Here is an 18,640-nt window from a genome sequence, read left to right on the forward strand (position 1 = left end):
GCGGCCTGATCGGCTTCCAGAACGAGTTCCTGAACCTGACACGTGGCACCGGCCTGATCAGCAACATCTTCGACGGCTACGAGCCCTACAAAGGCGAGATCGAAGGCCGCAAGAACGGCGTGTTGATCAGCCAGGACGACGGCGAGGCGGTGACGTACTCGCTCGGCAAGCTCGACGACCGCGGCCGCATGTTCGTGAAGGCCGGCGATGCGCTGTACGAAGGCATGATCATCGGGATCCACTCACGTGACAACGACCTCGTGGTCAACGCGGTGCGTGGCAAGCAGCTCACCAACTTCCGCGTGAGCGGCAAGGAAGACGCGATCAAGATCACGCCGCCGATCATCCTGACGCTGGAATACGCGGTCGAGTTCATCGCCGACGACGAGCTCGTCGAGATCACGCCGAAGACCATCCGCATCCGCAAGCGGCACCTGAAAGAACACGACCGCAAGAAGGCGTCGCGCGTCGCCGCTTGATGATGGCGTGGTGCCGCCGCCGCTTCACGCGGCGGCCGCCGCGCTGCGCCACGCCGTCGGCCCGCTGCCGGTTCGGCGCTGGAAGAAGCGCGTGAAATAGCCGGCGTCGCTGAAGCCCAGGTCGAATGCGATCTGCTTGACGCTCAGGTTCGTGTAGGCCAGCTCACGCTGCGCTTCGAGCACGAGCCGGGCGTGCAGCACGCCGAGCGCGCCATGCCCCAGCACCTGCTGGCACACGCGGTTCAGTTGCGTGGGCGTGATGCCGAGCTCGGCGGCGCAGGCCGACAGCGCCGGTTGTTCGCGGAACCGCGACTCCACCAAGCCCCGAAAACGCCGCACGTGTTCGAGCGCGCGCGCACCGTGCGGCGCCGGCGTGTCGTTCGCATCGGGCAGGCGCCGGCCCAGCGCCAGCAGCAAGCGCAGCAGGGCCGCGTCGATCGCCAGCGCCCGCCACGCCGCCGTGCCCTGGTATTCGGTGCGCAACGCCAGCACCGCCGCACCGACCTCGGCTGCGCCGCCGCGGTCGAGCGCGTGGTGCCGCAAGGGCAGCAAACGGTCTGCCAGCGCCGCCTCTGAGGCAAGCAGGCGCCGCAGGTGCGGTTCGAGCACCGTCACGACCACACCGTCGACATCGCTTGAAAAGTGAAAGCCGTGCACTGCCAAGGCCGGCACCGTGACAACACACGGGCCACGCACCCGGGTGCTCTGAGACTCGAGCGTCAGCTCGGCCTGGCCCGCGCGGATGAAGAGGATCTGGTACAGCAGTTCATGGCGATGCGGCCGTATCTCCCAGTCGTGCAGCCGGCTGCGCTCGGCGATCGATTCGCAGTGCAGCCATTCGATGTCGGCCGCGCGGCCTTGTTCACCATACAGCGAATACGACGGCAGGCGGTCTTTCATGCGGTGGTGTTTGGGCTGATGGGCATGTTCGAATTGTTCAAGCAGTTGCGATTTCTGTCCATTGAGGTCGAAGCCCCCGGCGGCTAGCCTTCGAGCTCATTTGACCGGGAACCGGAGATTTCTCATGCGCACCCAGGTGGCCATCATCGGCGCCGGCCCGTCGGGCCTATTGCTCGGGCAACTGCTGCACCAGGCTGGCATCGACGCCGTGGTGATCGAGCAGCGCAGCGGCGACTACGTGCTCGGCCGCATCCGTGCTGGCGTGCTGGAGCAGGGCACGGTCGAGTTGATGGACCAGCTCGGGCTTGGCGCGCGCATGCACGCCGAAGGGCTCGTGCACGGTGGCATCAACCTCGGTTTTCGCAACACGCGCCAGCGCATCGACATGCACGCGCTCACCGGCGGCAAGCAGGTGATGGTCTACGGCCAGACCGAAGTGACGCGCGACCTCATGGCCGCGCGCGCCGGCTGCGGCGCCAAGACCATCTACGAAGCCGAAGACGTGGCGCTGCACGACTTCGACGGCAAGAAGCCGCGGGTGACGTGGCGCCAGGGCGGCGTGGCGCACGAACTGCACTGCGATTTCATCGCCGGCTGCGACGGTTACCACGGCGTGAGCCGGGCGAGCGCGCCGCCAGCGTTGCTGAAAACCTACGAGCGCGTCTACCCGTTCGGCTGGCTCGGTGTGCTGTCTGAAACGCCGCCGGTTGCGCACGAGCTGATCTATTCGAACCACGCGCGCGGCTTTGCCTTGTGCAGCATGCGATCGAACACACGCAGCCGCTACTACGTGCAGTGTTCGCTCGACGACAAGGCCGAGAACTGGTCCGACGACGCGTTCTGGGACGAACTGCGCCGCCGGCTCGACCCCGAAGCCGCCGAGTCGCTGGTGACCGGCCCGTCGATCGAAAAGAGCATCGCGCCGCTGCGCAGTTTCGTGGCCGAGCCGATGCGCTTCGGCTCCTTGTTCCTGGCGGGTGACGCGGCGCACATCGTGCCACCCACCGGCGCGAAAGGCTTGAACCTGGCCGCTTCCGACGTGCGCTACCTGGCCAGTGCGCTGATGCAGTATTACGGCGACAAGACCACTGCCGGGATCGACACCTACTCTGAGCGCTGCTTGCGGCGCGTCTGGAAAGCGGTGCGCTTCTCCTGGTGGTTCACGTCGCTGATGCACCGTTTCCCGGACACCGGTGAATTCGGGCAGAAGCTGCAAGAAGCCGAGATCGGCTACCTGCTCGGCTCGGCCGCGGCTTCGACCGCGCTGGCCGAGAACTACGTCGGCCTGCCGCTGGAAAGCTGAGCCGTCTCAGCCCGGGCTCGGTTGGCGCGAGAGCAGGGCGCCTTGCACGGTTTCATAGGCCGCGGCCACTTCGAGCAGCTTCGCATCGCCTTGCGGCCCACCGATCAACTGCAGCCCCATCGGCCAGCGGTCGGTGGCGTCGAAGCCTGCCGGCACGCTGATTGCGGGCAGGCCGGCGAAGGTGGCGTACAGCGTCACTTCCATCCAGCGGTGGTAGGTGTCCATCTCGCGGCCGGCGATGTGTTTAGGCCAGCGCTGCTCGATGGGGAAGGGCCAGACCTGGGCACAGGGCAGGGCGAGCACGTCGAAGCGCTCGAACAGGCTCAGCATGTGCGTGTGGAATGCCGAACGCACCACGCTTGCCTGCATGAACTCGGCGAAGCCGAGGCTCTGCGCCTGGTCGTATTCCCACAGCGCTTCGGGCTTGATGCGGGCCCGGGCGCCTTCTTTCGTGAGCAGAGGCGCGAGCCGCGAAGCCACGAGCGCACGCCGCCACACAAGCCAGGCCTGCCACAGCGCATCGGGCGAAAAGCCGAGCGGCAAGGGTTCGACGATCGCCCCTTCGGTTTCGAACCGCTCCAGTGCCGCTTCGCACACCTGGGCGATGCTCGCCTCGAGCGCCAGGTGGCCGCCGATGTCTCCGAGCCAGCCGACCCGCAGGCCACGCAACGACAGACCGCCGGTGAACGCGGCCAGCGGCTCGCGGATCGACAAGGGCACGCGCTCATCGTGCCCAGCCTGGACCTGCAGCAGCTTCGCCACGTCACGGACGGTGCGGCCCATCGGGCCGTCGGTGCCGAGTTGCGCGACCCACACGTCTGGCGCCGGCCATGCCGGCACGCGCCCTTGCGAGGGGCGCATGCCGAAGATGTGGTTCCAGCCGGCGGGGTTGCGCAGCGAACCCATGAAGTCGCTGCCGTCGGCCACGGGCAGCAGGCGCAGCGCGAGCGCCACGGCCGCGCCGCCGCTGCTGCCGCCGGAAGAGCGCGTCGTGTCCCAGGCATTCGGCGTGGCGCCGAACAACTCGTTGAACGTGTGCGAACCCAGGCCGAACTCGGGCATGTTGGTCTTGCCGACGACGATGCAGCCGGCGGCTTTCATGCGCGCCGTCATCACGCTGTCTTGAGCGGCCATCGCGTCCTTGAGCAAGGGGCTGCCGAGCGTGGACGGGAAGCCGGCGGCATGCGAGGTGTCCTTGATGGCCTGGGGAAAGCCGTGCATCCAGCCGCGCGATTCACCGCGCGCCAGTTCGGCGTCGCGTTCGTCGGCCTGGCGCAGCAGCACATCGTCGGAGGCGAGGTTGACGATCGCGTTGAAGCGCGGGTTGAGCGCATGAATGCGCCGAAGGTAGGCCGCCGTCACCTCGCGGCAGCCGACCGTGCGGGCATGGATGGCGCGCGAGAGCGCGCCGGCGTCGAGCGCGGTGATCGGGTCGTTTTCCATGGCGTGGGCGAGGCTATGAGCGAGACTGCAGAAACTGTTATTGCGTACAGTACTGGTTGAAGATACAGTATCGCTTCACAGGAGAGTTCATCATGCCATCGACCTATCGCCAGCTCTATCAGCCCAAGCCGAATCGCGCGCCCGTCTGGCTGCGCCGCCTCTGGACCTGGCTCTGAGCCGCTCGGCTTGTTTCCATCACCATCGGCCCGCGGCCAGCGCGGCCCGAGCTCTTTGCATTGACCGTGAACGCACCGCTGTTGCCAGAAATTCTTGTCCGTCGAGACGCGGACACGCAGGCCGAGTTGCCGCTCGCCAGCGAAGGTGTGCTTCGGTATCTCTGGGAAAGCCGGTTCGGCCCGATGCTGATTGAGGTCAGGGACGGAAGGGCCTTCGTGAACGGGCAGGCGGTCGAGTTGGCGGATGTGCCGGCAAGCGGTAAGTCGGGTGCCAGAAATATCCCCCGTGAGTCGCTGAGCTAAGTCGTTGATTCATATAGAACAACGGTCTCTCACGGGGCTCTCTTGCGGTTGCCCACTGAGCCGCAATCCTACCCCGCAACCAGCGCCGAGCTTCAATCCTCCCCCGCAAGCCCAGCTCTTGCACCGCAAACCACCCTTGCGGCCTCTTTCTTGCCGCTATTCGCTCCAGCCCTCGGCGCCGGTGAGAGCTGCAGACTTCAAAGGGTCAGTGCGCTCGCACCGAAATCCTACGGCTTGCGCCACTTGTCGGGCTTGCCGACGGTGGTGGTCCGGACGCGCTCGACCAGCACCGGGCCTTCCGGGTTGACTTTGCGCGCGAGCGCGATGGCCTCGGCTTGGGTTGGCGCGACGCCGCTCGCGCGCTGCGAGTTCGGGCGGCGAACGGCATAGTCGCCTTGGGGTCGACGTTCAACGAAGACTTTGTCGGACATGGTGGGTCCTCCTCGCTTACATGTCGGGCAGGGACAGCAGGTTGTCGGTCTTGCGTCCGTCGGCGACGGTCTGCACGTACTTGATGCGCCCGTTGCTGTGGACGTGAACCCAGGCGCCCGTGAGCTTCGGGTTGCGGTCGGGGCACCAGACGGAGTTGTTTCCGTTCGCCTCGATGTAGGCGACCATCTGCTCGCGCGTACTGTTACCGCGCTCGCTAGTCTCTTGATTGCCATCGCACTTGACCCACCAGAGGTTGCTGATGTGCTCGTGGCCCTGGCCACCGCTCATGCGCTTGCCCACGCATTTGATGGTCGTCGTCTTGGTTGTCGTCGTCATTGGTCGTATCCCAAAAGTTGAAGGACGCGCCAACGACCATGTTCGGTGTAGGCGCACTTTCAGTCTGCCCCCATAGAACCCTCTTGTCAAGCACTTAAAATGCGTCTACTCTGAACTTTCGGCGGCCACCTGGTCACTGACGCTATGCGCCTGCCCGCCTAGGTTTGGGGCGCATAACCTGATCCGGCACACACACCACGGGCGCATGGCACATGTGATGACGCGCTGCCGAGTGGTAGTTCGCCCAGCGCGCCCCGCCAAAGAGGAGACGACGGTTGTCTACACCGCTTGGAGACAAGATTCGCGCCGAACGAAAGCGGCTGAAGCTGACGCTGGATGATCTGGCCCAGAAGACTGAATCCAGCAAGAGCTACATCTGGGAGCTTGAGAACCGCCCGGTCGTCAGGCCCTCGGCGGACAAGATCAGCAAGATCGCGGACGTGTTTGGCGTGACCGTCGAGTACCTGCTCGACGACGAGAAGCAGTCGCCCACAGAATCGGACGCCGACAAGGCCTTCTTCCGACGGATTGGCCAGCTTGATTCGGCGAAGCGCGCCCAGCTCGAGAAGTTCTTGAAGGCCATTGACGATGACTGAACCGACGACGCCGCAGGGATGGGGCATTCAACTGTCCAAGCTCTGGATAGCGTCGGGCCAACTCTTTCCAGTAGACGTGAAGCTGCTGGCGCTAGAAGTGACCAAGCAGCGCTATGCCGATCCCGTGGGCTTGGTAGTTCCGCATGGTGTCGCCGGCGTCGATGGCATGCTTTCCTGGCACGACAAGAAGAAGTTCTGGTGCATCTCGTACGACGAGGATGTCGTTGTGCCTGGCCGCGTCAATTTCACGCTGGCTCACGAGTTAGGGCATTATTTTTGCCACCGGCAGCGGCAGACTGAGTTTCGTTGCAGCGAGGGCCAGATGCTCGATTACCACGGCGAGGCCTCGCAGAAGATGGAGAAGGAGGCGAATGTTTTCGCCTCGTATCTTCTGATGCCTGCCACAGACTTCCGCAAGCAGATTGACGGGCGGACGATCACGCTGGAACTGCTTGGCGGTGTTGCCGAGCGCTATCAGACCTCATTCACCGCGACCGCCCTCAAGTGGCTGGAGTTGACCGGGGAGGCCGCCATGCTGGTGGTGGCGCGGGATGAATTTGTCTGCTGGTCCTATCCGAGCAAGCTCGCGTCGAGCAGGCGAGCCTGGCTGGCGCCGGGCACATCGGTTCCGGAATCTGCCATTGAACGCTTGAAGTCAGCGGCGAAGCACTCTGGCAATAGTTGGTGCCGCGTGCCAGCGGGAATCTGGCATCCGACGCTGGAGGGCGAAGAGTCAGCCATCGTCTCGGACCAGTTTGAGCTGACGATCTTTCTCATACGGTTCCCCGATGCACGCGTGGTCCTGCACGACGAGGAGGCGCAGACCGATGCGTTTGATGTCATGACAGGCTCGTCACGGTTTGAATGGTCCAAGTGATGCTCGTAGCGCCGCCGGGTACGACAAGCGGCAAAACGTGGCCCATGCTTTCGGCACATCAATAACCAGTCATGTCGGATCCCATCGATCAACTTGCGGCGATGCTGGGTGACGATCTTCTTTGTCAGATCCTCGGGGGGTCGGCCGTCGCGAAATCGGACCTGGCGGAATCGATGGCCAACGCGCGCCGGCTGTGGCTGTTGACCGTTCTCCAGTCACTTGGCGGAACCTACAACGGCGCGGGCATGCGCCGGTGGTTTGTGCGACCCCGCCCGCAGCTTGGCGGACTGTCCCCATTGCAGTGCTTGCCGCCTGACTGGATGCCGTCCGATGCGCTGGCAAAACGCGTGGCTCAGCTGGCGCAGGCTGTTCGTGGGCCGGGGATGGCAACTTGAAGACGCTCGACTCGCCGTATTTTCCGGAGGTTGTGCCGAATTGAATGCGGAACAGAATCGTCCTGATTGCGGCGGTTCTTCGACCACTACGCAACCACGAAGAACACCTGTGACGCCCCGGCGCTGCCTGAGTCACGCTTGAAGATGACGCCAACAGGGCAACACCGATGTTCCGCCCACCAGCCCAAGTGCGACGCCCATCGACTGTTTGCAGTCAACCAGTGGTGATTGGCGCGGGGGCCATGCTCGTTCCGAAACTGCGCAACAAGGTCGTGCCAGTCACGCGCAATGCGCAGAGAAGCAGCCCAGGCCGCGGCCAGCAGCCCCTCCTTGACTTGCTTGCCACCAAACGGGACCTCGTTCCATTGTTGCCCGAGGAAGCTGCTCACTACTCGAGAGCGGAGTTCCAGGGGCGGGCTGCGGAACGGGTCGATCGTTGCGCCTGTCTCGAACTGTGCCCGCCACAGTAGCTTTGCGTGCACCTCAGGAGGTACGGACGCATCGACAGGGACCTCCACCCGGAAGCTCGGGGTGCGGAAGCCATTGTGGTGTCGACGGGTATTGCGCGCTGGCGTCAGCTTGTGCGCGATCTCTGAGTACTCTGCAAGGCTCAATTCCGCGGCCGCAGGGTCTTCGTCCAATGCATAGGGGCCAAAGATCTCGACCGGCTGTTGAGACGTGGTAATCCTCGGATCAGGCAGAACCGTGAGCAAGGCTCTGAAAATGGCGCGGCGCCTGAATACAGCCGGGTCAGGGCAGTTCAGGCTCGCGCAATGCCAGTCGTCAAGATTGATCCAATTTAACAGCTGCGCATCTTCAACGCGTGCCAACCACTCGTTGATCGGGATCAGGCCACTGAGGTCGCACGGTGCGGCCCAAGCGTCGAGCCGCTCGCCCGTCCCGCGAGCACCGCCGAACGACGTTCCGCAAGTCGAGCAAGAGAGGCGCGGGCGACCATCCGGGGACTTGACTCGGTAGCGCGGTGTTTGAGCACCGCAGTCGCGACAACTCGACCGCAACGGCTCGTCGTGGAGAAGGCATTGATCCAGGCCGTCGATCTGCGCGACCGCTGCTTGAAATCCGCCAGCCATGCAGATGTGGCAGTACCGCAGACTCTCGTCGCCGGCAAGATGGCGATAGAAGCGGGGGGCACAACTGGCAAGGCTGGCATCCTGCAACAGTCGTCCCCACACGGCGTATGGCTCACTCGTAGACCTACGCGCTTCGGGCGCCAAAAGACTCGCGCCCGTGGGGTGCTTCAATCGCAGAACCTTCTGCATGTGGCTGGTTCTGAACCGGTTGGCGTGAAGTAGCTTTGCGCTCAACGTATAGGGACCCTCGCCCGGGGCCGCCCACGCATTGCGCCAGACGGCTCCACCGAACGAGGGGATCCCCATCTCGCTTTTAGAGCAACGAGTCAGTGAAGCACGCGAGTGCCACCGCGTCGTCCCAGTCGACGGGTGACGACGAGAATTCGGGTGCGTCCGTTAGCATCTTCGAAGTCAGAAAGCGAATGACGCTCTCCCCGACCCACTGCATGCCAACCTCGCCAACTTTCCGGTTGACTTTTGCCGCAGCCCGCACCATGGCGTCCCAGAGGTTGGTGGCCTCGTTGCCCAGGCGCCAACCGGCGCCGAACGCCTTCGGCAGGAAGAACTCGCTATAGGTCAAGCCGGAACCGGCTGGATACTCGTACCGCTGAACGTTGTCATGCTCGGAGAGAAAGAACTTCAGATCCTCCAGGTTTCGGATACCGTGGAACTTCTCGGGTTTCATCAGGAACCGCGCCCACAAATCCTTGCGCGTCACACGGAACTTCGCGCTAACGTCATCGAGGCGCAAGTCACCCCAGATGACAGTGGTCAAGACATAGCCATCCTGTTCGCGCAGCTGGTTTGACAGGTCCCGAAGCCACGTGTACTCGCGCCGATCCCAGTTCTGACCCTCGTCAATCAGGAGGCTGAAGTGCTTGCCGCCCGCCTCGACACATGCAGCGATGATGGCGACGCGCGCGCGTTCCTGACGGTCTTGTGCAGTGCCATCAATGGGCAGTCCTAATGCTATGAGCACATCGCCCCAGAACGCCCGCTCCGTGACGAGTTCGTGATCCTTTGCAGACACAAGCCCGAACGCCACGCCCGGGACGGAGCCTGGGAGCTGACGCATGATCATCACTAGGGCAGTCGACTTTCCGATTCGGAAGTCGGCTGAGAAGGAACAGCCCGGCCTCTTGAACTTGGCGGCCTCGCAAATCGTCAGGAAGGCCTCCTTGATCGACGACGTCAGGATCTGCACCGGCCGCTGGTTCAGCGGATGGTTGGTGAGATGAAAGCCGCGCTCCGGACCTTCACCCAATGCAGCAGACCGAAGTTCTTCTCGAGTACGTTGGCGTGCGACAGGGGTGATGGCGGACCGGACGCCGTCAGGCGCGGTTGCCGATTGAGTGGCGACATTTTCAATGGTGTCGGTTTCGGTATGAGTCATGATGTAACTCCAAGGTTTGTTGGTTATTGCCAGCCCGCCGGCAGGGCGATGCCGAGCACGGCGCGGGCTTCGTAGACAGGCTTGTTGGCGGCATCCTTGCCTTTCCTTGGAGGGATGTTCGGCACGCCGGTCACACGCAGAACGTCCGCCAGAGCAGACGCCTCAGCCGACACATGGGGCGTGCGATGCTCTGCAGCGGCTTCGGACGCCTTGCTGCTCAGGTGCTCGAGGTAGGCCACCACCGGATCGCCGCCGGCGGGCACGTGCATCTCGCCTTTCCGTATCAATGCATTGATCGCCTGTCGGATCTGCATCGAGTGCGGAGAAAGCGCCCAGCCTCGGTCCATGCACTTCAAGACGCCGATGAACTCACCAGTGTCAAGGTATGCCTCCACCGTCCGCATGTCCTTGGGGATGTGCACATAGACCGGCAGGCCCAGCCAGTCGTATTGCGGCGAGAGGCACTCATTGGTGTACCGAACTTCGCCGACTTCCACGTAGGGTGGGACTCTGTCTTCCTTGCTGCCGCCGATCCTACGGCGCTCGATCTGTATGCCGATGCGCGGCGAACTGGCGGTGTGAGGCGGACGAATCCTCGGGAACCAGCATGCATGACGCGCGCTGAGCGACGTACGCAGTGAATCCAGCGGGCTGACGCCACCCAGCGCCGTGTGTGGCTTAGCGTTGTAGTTCGCCAGCAGCACGTCCACCAGCTGAATCAGCTCGTCCCACTCGATCCCCTTGCCGGTGGCCTCGAGAACCGGGTTCTCTGCGCGAAGCGGATCTTGCGTTCCATTGCCCATCGACGACGGCAGTCGTTGGAAGCCGAATCGTTCGAGCGTTCCAAAGAATCTTTCCGTGACTGCGTTGCGCCACCAGTGGCCCACGCCACCCCAGATGATTGCGCAGCCAAGCGACTGGCGGAGCCGGGTGCGGATGCCTTTGGCGTAGTGCTGAGCCGCATTGTCCATGCGGATCGATGACGGATTGACCTCGGAGATTCCTTCAACGCTCCCGCAAGGAAAGCCCGCACCCTCGTCGTACTGGAGACCTTCAATGGTTAGCTTCTTCGGCTGCCACGGCGTCGTCCCCATCAGGTAGGCTTCTTCGACGTGAGCGGCCTCGATCTGGGGACGGATGCACACGGAGTAGCCAGTGACAGCGCGCTTGTTATGACACAGGTTGGCAACGATCTGGATCCGGTCGACGGGTATGCGCTGCGGGCCCGAAGGGCCTTGGACAATGATGATTCCAAGCACATCGAAGGTGTGCGCGTCATTGCCGAGCACATCGAATGGACCAGCGGCGAGATTGAAGGACTGCGGCCCGGTTCCCAGATGCTGCTTGTCAGCGACGTCCTCGCCGAACCACACAGCGGTTGCCGCCAAATTCATCGCGACGAAGTTCGTGATGTACCTTTCGATGGCGCGGCGCGCGTTGCCGCGACCATCGTGCGGGTATGTCCCGAGCGGGATCTTCGACTTGCCGGTTCCCTTGTCGATTTCTTTGAACTTGTCGACGAAGTTCCGCGTGACGCTGCGCACGTCGGGCTTGCGAGCTGCGATACTTTTGCCGCCGTTCCCTTTGAGAATCATGCGGTGGAGCAGGCTTCTCCACTCCGTGGCTTCCCCGATCCACTTCTGAAAACTTCCGGCAGTTCCTTCGCCGTCGTTCACACGGGTGTACCCCTTCAGGCGGAGTTGACTGATCAGCCCGGCCCAACCGACGATGCCTTCACCGGTTCGCGGATTCGGCATGAGGCAGCGGTTGAGTTGCGCGTAGAAGACGTCCTTCGAGCAAAGTGCTTCGGCCAGGGCCTTCTTGAGTGACCCGTTGGCAAGGTAGGAGCGGATCGCCTTAGCGAGCCGATCAAAGCGATCGGAAATTGCTTTGGCCCTCAGTTCGGCCTGCTCCGACGAGAGATGCGGGAACCATTGCAGAAGCTCTGTCGCAGTCGGCTTGTGCGCCGCTGGCCAGGTAGTGCAATTCCTGTGCTCATAGGGAATCGTGGCGAAGGTGTACTGGGTCGCAGTTGGCTTTAGATTGAACGGCGGATGGACCGGATCAGTGATGGTGGTGCGAGTCAGCATGTCAGTCTCCGATGCGGTGAAACAGCGTCATGCCGTGGAGCGGCACCTCGCGGAGATCGCTCGTGACGGCGCCGGAGTGCGCCAGTTCGAGCACGGCCGCTGCGTACAGCGCCCTGTGCGCGCCTTCCCCCATGGAGAAGATCTCATCGAACGTCACCGATCGCTTCTGTCGGATCAGCTTCAGAGCCTTCGCCTTCAGATCGCCTAGTGGCCAATGACGAGCGGCGCTGATCCATCCCATGGCTCTGAGCGAGTTGCGCAGCCTCATCGGATTGGCAACGAGCCGATCCTTGGTCCAGACCTCGACGCGATTCACGTGGGCAAGCGGGCCCTTGCCGATGAGTCCTTTGAGATCGGACAACGGATCTGTGTCGTCAGGCTCGGACTCGACGAGTCGCCGCCATACGATCGACTCATCTCGGGTTTTCACGACCGCGTGCACAAGAGACGCGAACGACTTGCCAACGAGGGCCGTGTTCGCAGTCAGTGGCGAATAGTCAGCGTGGACGACATCTGGATCGGACTCAGCGTAGAGGTAGTGAAGGTACTCGAGCTCCCCCTTTAGGCCGACGTCGCTCTTGGCCTTGCCGCTGTAGTGCAAAACCAGGTCGGCGGCGCCATGACCGCGTTTGTCATAGGCCTCGGCCATTTCGCCGCGAATCTGGGTGCCGAGGCGGGTTCCTGCCTTCTTTGAACTGCCGCAAACGCGGCGAGATTTCTTTGAGGTCATGCCGCGTCCCTGCCTTTCGAGGCCGCCGCAATCGCGGCCAGGATGACGAGGAGAGCGCGCGGACGCTGGGTCCGGGGACTGCAGTGCGGTCGCGCTGAAGCGCGGTTGCCACTCTGGTTGTGGGGGCTGCTGCCGAGTTCGGCGTACAGATCTGATTTCATGCCATTACTCCATCGGTTTGCCCTTTGCAGGGCGCGAACGAACAGGAGTACGCCTCGCTGGCACGGGCTGGCCTGAGCGGCCGATGCATGTGCCTGCAAGCACCTGCATGACTCGATGGAGATGGCGTCGCCATCCACGGCTCGATCGTTGACGAGCCGGGGAGGTTGGACTACAGTGAAACCAATCGGCGTCGAAACTGATTGGGATACACCTAGGCCCCGGAGCGGCGGGAACCGCTCCGGGGCTTTTGCCTTTCTACTGTCGTGTCCTGGTGCGTTTGCTGAGCGAAGCGTCCTCCACCTGGCTTGGCCGGTCACCGCAACGGTGTGCGTCGCAGCGAGGACCTCGCGGAACGTGAAGGCGTGCGGGCGGCTGCTGCCACCCGCGACGTACGGCTACTCGGCGCGCTCAGCGCGCGCCTTTGGCCTCCAAGCCCCCTTTCTCTGGTTGTGGTGTGTCTGTACGGGCACCGAGTGAGGGCGGTTTGCCCTCTCGCTGCTCCGAAATCCAAAGCTCGACGTCCATAGGCCGCCAGCGCCGTAGTCGACCAATCCGCAGGTGTCGTGGGGCGGTACCGCCAGCCACCATCTGCTCGAACTTCCGAACCGAGACCGCGAGAACGCGAGCGACATCCTGGGCCGTCAGGAGGCGCCTCAGTGCCGTGGTTTCGGCGGGTGTTTCAGCGGCATGCATGCAGGTTCGTGCGTTCGCAGTCTTCGACGTGCACAGTGAACCCAACCCCCGACGCGCCGTAAAGCGTCGTTTTAGCGGCCTAAACTCGCGCGTACCGAAAACTTCGGGTGGCACTCATGGACGCGCCAAGCGACGGCGCCGAACCAGACCTCGGCGCCAACGACTCAATGGTGGGAGGGGGCGGAGCTGGCGGCGAAGGGCCGGCGGGCAAGGAGGCAGCCCGCCCTGCCCGAAAGAGGAGGCCACGGTGGCTGCCCGATACCGATCCGTTCCGGGGTCGCGTGCTCTACTACCTCGCCGCCAAGGGCTACAAAGAGAGGTACGGCAGGACGCCGAAGCCTCGCGACCTGAACCACGAATATCCAGCGTCGGGCGGCGGCGCAAAGACGTATGGCGCCTGGAATCGCCTTGCGAAGGGAAAGAGCCTGCCTCGAGCCGCCTCGGCGCCCCAAGGCGTCCTGATGAAAAAGCTGTCTGAGATGGATCCAGCCGCCGCTGCCAGCTACAGTTGGTCCATCTGGCGCCTTGCCAGCTCGGCACCGCTAACGTTGCAAGGGGTGCATGCGCTAATGCTCGCCCTGCCGCCTGGAATCGCTCATCAGCTCATTGGACGGTTCAGGAACGGGCGCTGTCTCCGCTGGCCGACGGACCGATTGACCGAACTCGAGTGGCTGATTGATGAGAACAGCTTGGACGGCATTGCTGGCCTGGTTGCGCTCATGCGTGAAGCAGAGCTCTTGCAGCATGAAGCGCTGTACGACTCCTGCTATGGGGCCATGTGTTGGCTGCTGCCGGTTCTTGATAGCTGGCTCGGCCAAACGCTTGCGGGTGAGTTTGCGGCCTTCCTCAAGTCGCGCTTCAGGTCCATGGCCCACATCGTGGCGAACGCGTATGAAACCGAGCCAACTGTCGACGTCGCCGGTTCGCTCCCCGTGCGAGCCGTCCTGAGCGACGGACCGCGTGAGATCACAGCCGCAGAGTTCGAGTGGCAATGGAAAGGCATGCCACCGCACGAACCAGGGAGCGATGACTCAGATCCGATGTAGCAGTTTTGCCAATGCGCGGTGCGGCACTCAAGATGCTGGCTCGACAGCTTCAAAGAGGTGGAACTCGATCGACTCGGGCACGACGTGCATCTTCATTGCCTTCTTCATCGAACGGGTACGGGCATTGAGGGTTTCGTCGGCATCAGAGGTGGCGGCCGGCGTCGTATCGCTACGACGAACGTCGTCGAAGGCATAGTGGCAGTCGACGACAAGAAGGCGTCTTTGCTTCCCGATCTCCGCGAAGCAAAGCGGGTTGGCACAGTCCTCTCCAAAGAAGTCCTTCAGATGGATGTCAATCTCGGCGTGCTCGCGAAGTGCTGCGCAGAGCTGTCGATGACTCTCTCGCTCGGGTTCGCAGTAGGGCGCTCCGAGATCCGCTTTGGCCACGCAGACAAGCGTCCCCGCTGCGCGCGCCGTATTCACCATGCTGCGCGCCTCGGCCGTCGTCAAAGCGCGCCTTGTGAAAGTCGCGACCGGAAGGTTCGACATCTCGATGTGCCAGAACGACAGATACGTTTGAGGGCTCATGGCAGGACCTGCAGTGGTCGATGATCACGGACGAAGAGGCGCGCCTGGCGGCGCTGGGTCTTCCAGGTGCCAGCGTTGGTTTATTCGATAGATCGGCCGCGAACCACCACCTGCCGTCGGTTCGTCCGCAACGTCAAAGATCTCCGCGACCAGCAGTACGCCCTTGAGGTTTGACTGACCGAAGCGGGCTCGCAAGTCCAGCAACTCCTCAGGTGCGTCGCGCTTGATCAACTGGCCCGCACTGGACAGCAAGGTCCAACCATCTTGGCGGGGCGTCGCCATGGCGATCTGGCCGAGCATTAGAACCAGACGGCTACTGCGAACAAGAAGGAGATCGATCTCGCGCTGGCCTTCGTCCGATGCGAAGAAGGCCGCGTGCTCCTTGCGTGCGGCATCTACCGTGCGCGCCCACCCTTGCAGACGCTCGAGCATGCGAACTGCCTCTTCCCGTTGAGCGTCAAGATACTCCAAGACATCGTCAGCGGCGCCCTCGACCGTGGCTTGCCATCTTGGCAGGAAGTGGTGCACCAGTTCGTTGCGTCGATCAACCAACGCCTGCATCTCGCCGGCGTGCCGTTCGACGAATTCGGCATTGGTTTCGATCGTGAAGCGGAACCCGAACCAGGCTTCATCGATGACGTCCGGCGTCGCATCGTCGGAGTCCTGCTGGAGCACGGTGTCAACGAGCTTGCCTGCCAGTTCCCCCATTGACTTGTTGCGGATGGAGGCGGCGTGCTTGTCGAAGCGCTCAGAGAACTTGCTTGCCGGCGCGTGGAAGCGAGCATGCGTGTTCAGAAATTTGAGCAGATGCTCGACTTGCTGAAAGATCACGACGTTTCGGCCCACTCGCCGCAGTACCTCATCGGCGGATGGGGTCCTGGCATGGGCCTTTGCCGAGGTCTCCTGGTTCACGAATTGACTCCCCACGGTTCTGGACGGCGCGACTGCTATGGCTCCTGTCGGTAGTATCCAACCATGAGCTTGCCCAGCAGCGGCCCGTCACGGCCGCCGCTCGCCAATGTGCGCTGTCGAGGCAAACCAACTTGAGCGCGTAGAACCGCTCCGAGTCACCGCTACAGGTTACCCTTGCCCTGCGAAGGTTTGCGACGCAGATAGGCTGGTTGCTCGATCGATTCCTCGCCGACGGAGAAGCGAATGGCTTCATCTTTCGCTGACAACCGGCTCCGCAGCTTCGACGCCGAGTACATCGACTCCTTCATCATCCGCTCGCGGGACCGGCTCTCAGCAATCTCTTTCATTGCAGCCAACACAGCGGCCACCCATTCGTTGCCGGCGAACTGGCGACTTGCTTCTTCGAGCAACCCGTCTACCGCCGCCCAGTCCCCAAGGTCCGCCGCCGTGCGCATGCGCGACAACGCTTCGGCCGCTGCAAGCTCGACCAGCCGCCGAGACACGAGCTCGTCCTCCGTGAGTTTGTCGAACGCCGATGCCGACAGCACTGGCAGCGCCAAGCCTGCCCGCTCTAGCGCCACCAGCTCGCCTTCGAGGCTTCGGCCTTCCACCGAAACTCGAAGGACCGACAGCAGCTGGCCGACCGGGGGCAACGCGCCCATGGGTACCTTCAGACGCAGCACCGCCCAGGCCTCCGCACCCCAGGCCAGGTCCGGCAGCCGCCAGCCCCCCTCGACTGATGGCAGGGCGTTGACTACCTGCACCTCCACGCCATCCGGCACGATCGCCGACAGACGCAGGTCACGCAGGCACAGGTTGCCCAACAACTCCAGCTCCTGTTGAAACGGGTCCATCAGGTCCTCGGCCGTGTCCCCGTAGTAGTGGTTGCCGCCGCCCGCGCGGGCCATGGCAACCATCAATTCCTCGTTGAAGCTGTTCCCCAGGCCGTAGGTGCTGGTCGTCACCCCGCGCGCTGCCCATTCTGCGCACTGTGAGGCGATGGCAGCGGCATCGGTCAGCCCTTCGTTGGCTTGCCCGTCGGACAGCAGGATCACTCGCTTCAAGCCGGTGCCGGCCACGTCGGTCAGCGTCTCGGCACCCTCGCGCCAGCCGCCGTGCAGATGGGTGTTGCCGCCAGAGTGGATGGCAGCGATCGCTGCGCGCAGCGGCGCCCCATCGCCCAGCGGCACTGCCGGCCACAGGCGCTGCACCCGATTGTCGAACTGCACCAGCGACACAGCGTCCTTCGGTCGCAGCTTGCCGACCACGTATTCGGCGCAACGTCGCGCCTCGGCCAGCGGGCGGCCTTCCATCGAGCCCGAGCGGTCGATGACCAGCGCGATCGCCTGCGGCGCGCGGTCTGCTACATCACCGCCTGGAGAATCGGCCGCCTGCACGCGCACGAGGATCTCCATGGTGTTGTCCGCCCCGCCGCTCAGACCTGAGCGGCGGGGCGTTAGGACGACGGTGGTTGACAGCGAAAGGTGGTCGGCAGGCATCAGCGCTCTCCAGTTCTGGATCGAAGCTGCATCGTCGCAGGGCACTAGCTCAAATACCGAGCTCCGCCCTGGCCGGCGAAACGAGTACGAGCGAGGCGGGTTACCCCTGATAGCTCACGACTTGAGCTGATGGCCGTTCAAATTTGAGGCATGGCAACCGTCGAAAACCCAACACTTTCCCCAGGCACGGGGACGGAAGGTGGTGGTCTACCCGCTACAGTTGGTAACGCTCATGTGGTGAGCGACCAACCCCGCCACGCCATGACCAAGACTGCCCGCGTCTACAAGATCGAGATGCTTATCCGAAACCGGGGGCACGTGAGCTTTCAGACCTTGCAGGACGAGCTGGAGGTGTCCGCGGCGACGCTGAAACGGGATCTGGACTACCTCAAGGACCAGCTCGGCGCACCGATCGAGTACGACCGGTTCCTCAACGGCTACCGGTTTGGACAAGAGTACCGTGGCCAAAAACACGAGCTGCCGGGCCTCTGGTTCAGCGAGCGCGAGCTCTATTCATTGCTGATGGCCAACCAACTTCTCAGCGAGCTGGACTCCGAGGGCGTGATCAGCCGCCACCTTCAACCGCTCCTCGACCGCATCCACCAGATGTTGGGCACCAGCGAGGCGGAGGCAAAGACGCTCTTGAGGCGGGTCAAGATCATCAGCTCGGCCAAGCGTCCCGTGCCGAGCCAGTTTTTTGAGCTGGTCGGTGAAGCCCTCCTTAAGCGCAAACGCCTGCAGTTGCGGTACCTCACCCGCGGGCGGGGGGAGGTCAGCGAGCGCGCAGTGTCACCCCAACGGCTTGTGCATTACCGAGCGACTTGGTACCTCGACGGTTGGTGTCACACCCGAGAGAAGCTGCTCAGGTTTGCGCTCGACGCCATCGAACACGCCGAATCGCTGGATGCCCGAGCGAAAGATGTGTCGCTCAAGCAAGTCGAAGCCGAGATGGACGGTGGATACGGCATCTACGCCGGCGCCAAGCCCAGTTGGGTGACGATGGCCTTCAGTCCGCAGGCTGCCCAATGGGTGAGCCGTGAAGAGTGGCACCCGGACCAGCGAGGCAAGTGGCTGGGTGATGGGCGCTTCCAACTGGAGGTGCCATATACCGATCCGAACGAACTTGCGATGGACATCCTGCGGCATGCCGATCAGGTTTCGATCATCGCGGACACTGGCACGATCAAGGAGACCGTTCGCAAGCGAACCCAGCAGGCCTGGGAACTGCACTGCGCCGGCAAGGGAGAGAAATAGAA

19 protein-coding genes and 1 pseudogene are annotated in these 18,640 nt (G+C 63.2%); 8 read left to right on the forward strand and 12 right to left on the reverse strand.

Features of this window, described 5'->3' with window-relative positions; translation table 11 throughout:
• Nucleotides 1-479 (forward strand): annotated as a pseudogene (locus AC30PD_RS00530) (translational GTPase TypA); the annotation flags it as partial.
• A gap of 24 nt (nucleotides 480-503) precedes the next feature.
• On the opposite strand, the gene AC30PD_RS00535 reads toward AC30PD_RS00530, so the two are convergent.
• Nucleotides 504-1,379, reverse strand: a complete 876-nt coding sequence (locus AC30PD_RS00535) for a helix-turn-helix domain-containing protein (protein ID WP_489533676.1) — start codon at nucleotides 1,377-1,379, stop codon at nucleotides 504-506.
• Between the two features lie 124 nt (nucleotides 1,380-1,503).
• Between AC30PD_RS00535 and pobA the strand changes: the two genes are divergently transcribed.
• Nucleotides 1,504-2,682, forward strand: coding sequence for a 4-hydroxybenzoate 3-monooxygenase (pobA, locus tag AC30PD_RS00540; RefSeq protein WP_489533677.1), 1,179 nt, complete (start codon nucleotides 1,504-1,506; stop codon nucleotides 2,680-2,682).
• A 6-nt stretch (nucleotides 2,683-2,688) separates the two neighbouring features.
• Here pobA and AC30PD_RS00545 read toward each other — a convergent pair whose 3' ends face one another.
• The gene (locus tag AC30PD_RS00545) at nucleotides 2,689-4,125 is read right to left on the reverse strand and encodes an amidase (protein WP_489533678.1); all 1,437 of its coding nucleotides are present in this window, start codon (nucleotides 4,123-4,125) and stop codon (nucleotides 2,689-2,691) included.
• Nucleotides 4,126-4,367: 242 nt separating this feature from the next.
• Between AC30PD_RS00545 and AC30PD_RS00550 the strand changes: the two genes are divergently transcribed.
• Nucleotides 4,368-4,604 (forward strand): hypothetical protein, encoded by a 237-nt coding sequence (locus AC30PD_RS00550; protein WP_489533679.1) that lies wholly within the window; start codon nucleotides 4,368-4,370, stop codon nucleotides 4,602-4,604.
• 227 nt (nucleotides 4,605-4,831) lie between these two features.
• Here AC30PD_RS00550 and AC30PD_RS00555 read toward each other — a convergent pair whose 3' ends face one another.
• Nucleotides 4,832-5,035 carry a DUF2188 domain-containing protein gene (locus tag AC30PD_RS00555; protein WP_489533680.1) on the reverse strand — a complete coding sequence of 68 codons (204 nt, stop codon included), beginning with the start codon at nucleotides 5,033-5,035 and terminating at the stop codon, nucleotides 4,832-4,834.
• Between the two features lie 16 nt (nucleotides 5,036-5,051).
• Nucleotides 5,052-5,372 (reverse strand): DUF3892 domain-containing protein, encoded by a 321-nt coding sequence (locus tag AC30PD_RS00560; protein ID WP_489533681.1) that lies wholly within the window; start codon nucleotides 5,370-5,372, stop codon nucleotides 5,052-5,054.
• Nucleotides 5,373-5,647: 275 nt separating this feature from the next.
• Between AC30PD_RS00560 and AC30PD_RS00565 the strand changes: the two genes are divergently transcribed.
• From AC30PD_RS00565 to AC30PD_RS00575, 3 genes are all read left to right on the forward strand, one after another.
• Entirely contained in the window at nucleotides 5,648-5,968 is a 321-nt protein-coding gene (locus tag AC30PD_RS00565) for a helix-turn-helix domain-containing protein (RefSeq protein WP_489533682.1), read from the forward strand.
• Entirely contained in the window at nucleotides 5,961-6,845 is an 885-nt protein-coding gene (locus AC30PD_RS00570; RefSeq protein ID WP_489533683.1) for an ImmA/IrrE family metallo-endopeptidase, read from the forward strand. Before AC30PD_RS00565 ends, AC30PD_RS00570 begins: the two co-directional genes overlap by 8 nt.
• Before the next feature lie 71 nt (nucleotides 6,846-6,916).
• Entirely contained in the window at nucleotides 6,917-7,240 is a 324-nt protein-coding gene (locus AC30PD_RS00575; protein WP_489533684.1) for a hypothetical protein, read from the forward strand.
• A gap of 86 nt (nucleotides 7,241-7,326) precedes the next feature.
• On the opposite strand, the gene AC30PD_RS00580 is transcribed toward AC30PD_RS00575, so the two are convergent.
• The 5 genes from AC30PD_RS00580 to AC30PD_RS00600 all read right to left on the reverse strand — a co-directional run bounded on the left by AC30PD_RS00580 (nucleotide 7,327) and on the right by AC30PD_RS00600 (nucleotide 13,399).
• On the reverse strand, nucleotides 7,327-8,520 hold the full coding sequence (locus AC30PD_RS00580) for a hypothetical protein (RefSeq protein WP_489533685.1): 1,194 nt from the start codon (nucleotides 8,518-8,520) through the stop codon (nucleotides 7,327-7,329).
• Between the two features lie 124 nt (nucleotides 8,521-8,644).
• Nucleotides 8,645-9,724 (reverse strand): ATP-binding protein, encoded by a 1,080-nt coding sequence (locus tag AC30PD_RS00585; RefSeq protein ID WP_489533686.1) that lies wholly within the window; start codon nucleotides 9,722-9,724, stop codon nucleotides 8,645-8,647.
• Nucleotides 9,725-9,747: 23 nt separating this feature from the next.
• Complete coding sequence (locus AC30PD_RS00590) at nucleotides 9,748-11,814, reverse strand: hypothetical protein (protein ID WP_489533687.1); 2,067 nt, start codon at nucleotides 11,812-11,814, stop codon at nucleotides 9,748-9,750.
• Between the two features lies 1 nt (nucleotide 11,815).
• On the reverse strand, nucleotides 11,816-12,544 hold the full coding sequence (locus AC30PD_RS00595; RefSeq protein WP_489533688.1) for a hypothetical protein: 729 nt from the start codon (nucleotides 12,542-12,544) through the stop codon (nucleotides 11,816-11,818).
• Nucleotides 12,545-13,114: 570 nt separating this feature from the next.
• Nucleotides 13,115-13,399: a helix-turn-helix transcriptional regulator gene (locus AC30PD_RS00600; protein WP_489533689.1), complete on the reverse strand. Its 285-nt coding sequence runs from the start codon at nucleotides 13,397-13,399 to the stop codon at nucleotides 13,115-13,117.
• A gap of 461 nt (nucleotides 13,400-13,860) precedes the next feature.
• Between AC30PD_RS00600 and AC30PD_RS00605 the strand changes: the two genes are divergently transcribed.
• Nucleotides 13,861-14,445, forward strand: coding sequence for a hypothetical protein (locus AC30PD_RS00605; RefSeq protein WP_489533690.1), 585 nt, complete (start codon nucleotides 13,861-13,863; stop codon nucleotides 14,443-14,445).
• 27 nt (nucleotides 14,446-14,472) lie between these two features.
• Here the strand turns inward: AC30PD_RS00605 and AC30PD_RS00610 are convergent, their stop codons facing one another.
• The 3 genes from AC30PD_RS00610 to AC30PD_RS00620 all read right to left on the reverse strand — a co-directional run bounded on the left by AC30PD_RS00610 (nucleotide 14,473) and on the right by AC30PD_RS00620 (nucleotide 17,384).
• Nucleotides 14,473-14,973, reverse strand: a complete 501-nt coding sequence (locus AC30PD_RS00610; RefSeq protein ID WP_489533691.1) for a hypothetical protein — start codon at nucleotides 14,971-14,973, stop codon at nucleotides 14,473-14,475.
• A gap of 24 nt (nucleotides 14,974-14,997) precedes the next feature.
• Complete coding sequence (locus AC30PD_RS00615) at nucleotides 14,998-15,885, reverse strand: hypothetical protein (protein ID WP_489533692.1); 888 nt, start codon at nucleotides 15,883-15,885, stop codon at nucleotides 14,998-15,000.
• A gap of 161 nt (nucleotides 15,886-16,046) precedes the next feature.
• A complete protein-coding gene (locus tag AC30PD_RS00620) occupies nucleotides 16,047-17,384 on the reverse strand; it encodes a vWA domain-containing protein (RefSeq protein WP_489533693.1) in 1,338 nt (445 codons plus the stop codon).
• Between the two features lie 261 nt (nucleotides 17,385-17,645).
• Here AC30PD_RS00620 and AC30PD_RS00625 point away from each other — a divergent pair, with 261 nt between their 5' ends.
• Nucleotides 17,646-18,638 (forward strand): helix-turn-helix transcriptional regulator, encoded by a 993-nt coding sequence (locus tag AC30PD_RS00625; protein ID WP_489533694.1) that lies wholly within the window; start codon nucleotides 17,646-17,648, stop codon nucleotides 18,636-18,638.
• Nucleotides 18,639-18,640: the final 2 nt, after the last annotated feature.

The sequence above is a fragment of the Rhizobacter sp. genome, from assembly GCF_032229685.1.
In the GTDB taxonomy this organism is placed as follows: Bacteria; Pseudomonadota; Gammaproteobacteria; order Burkholderiales; family Burkholderiaceae_C; genus LMDS01.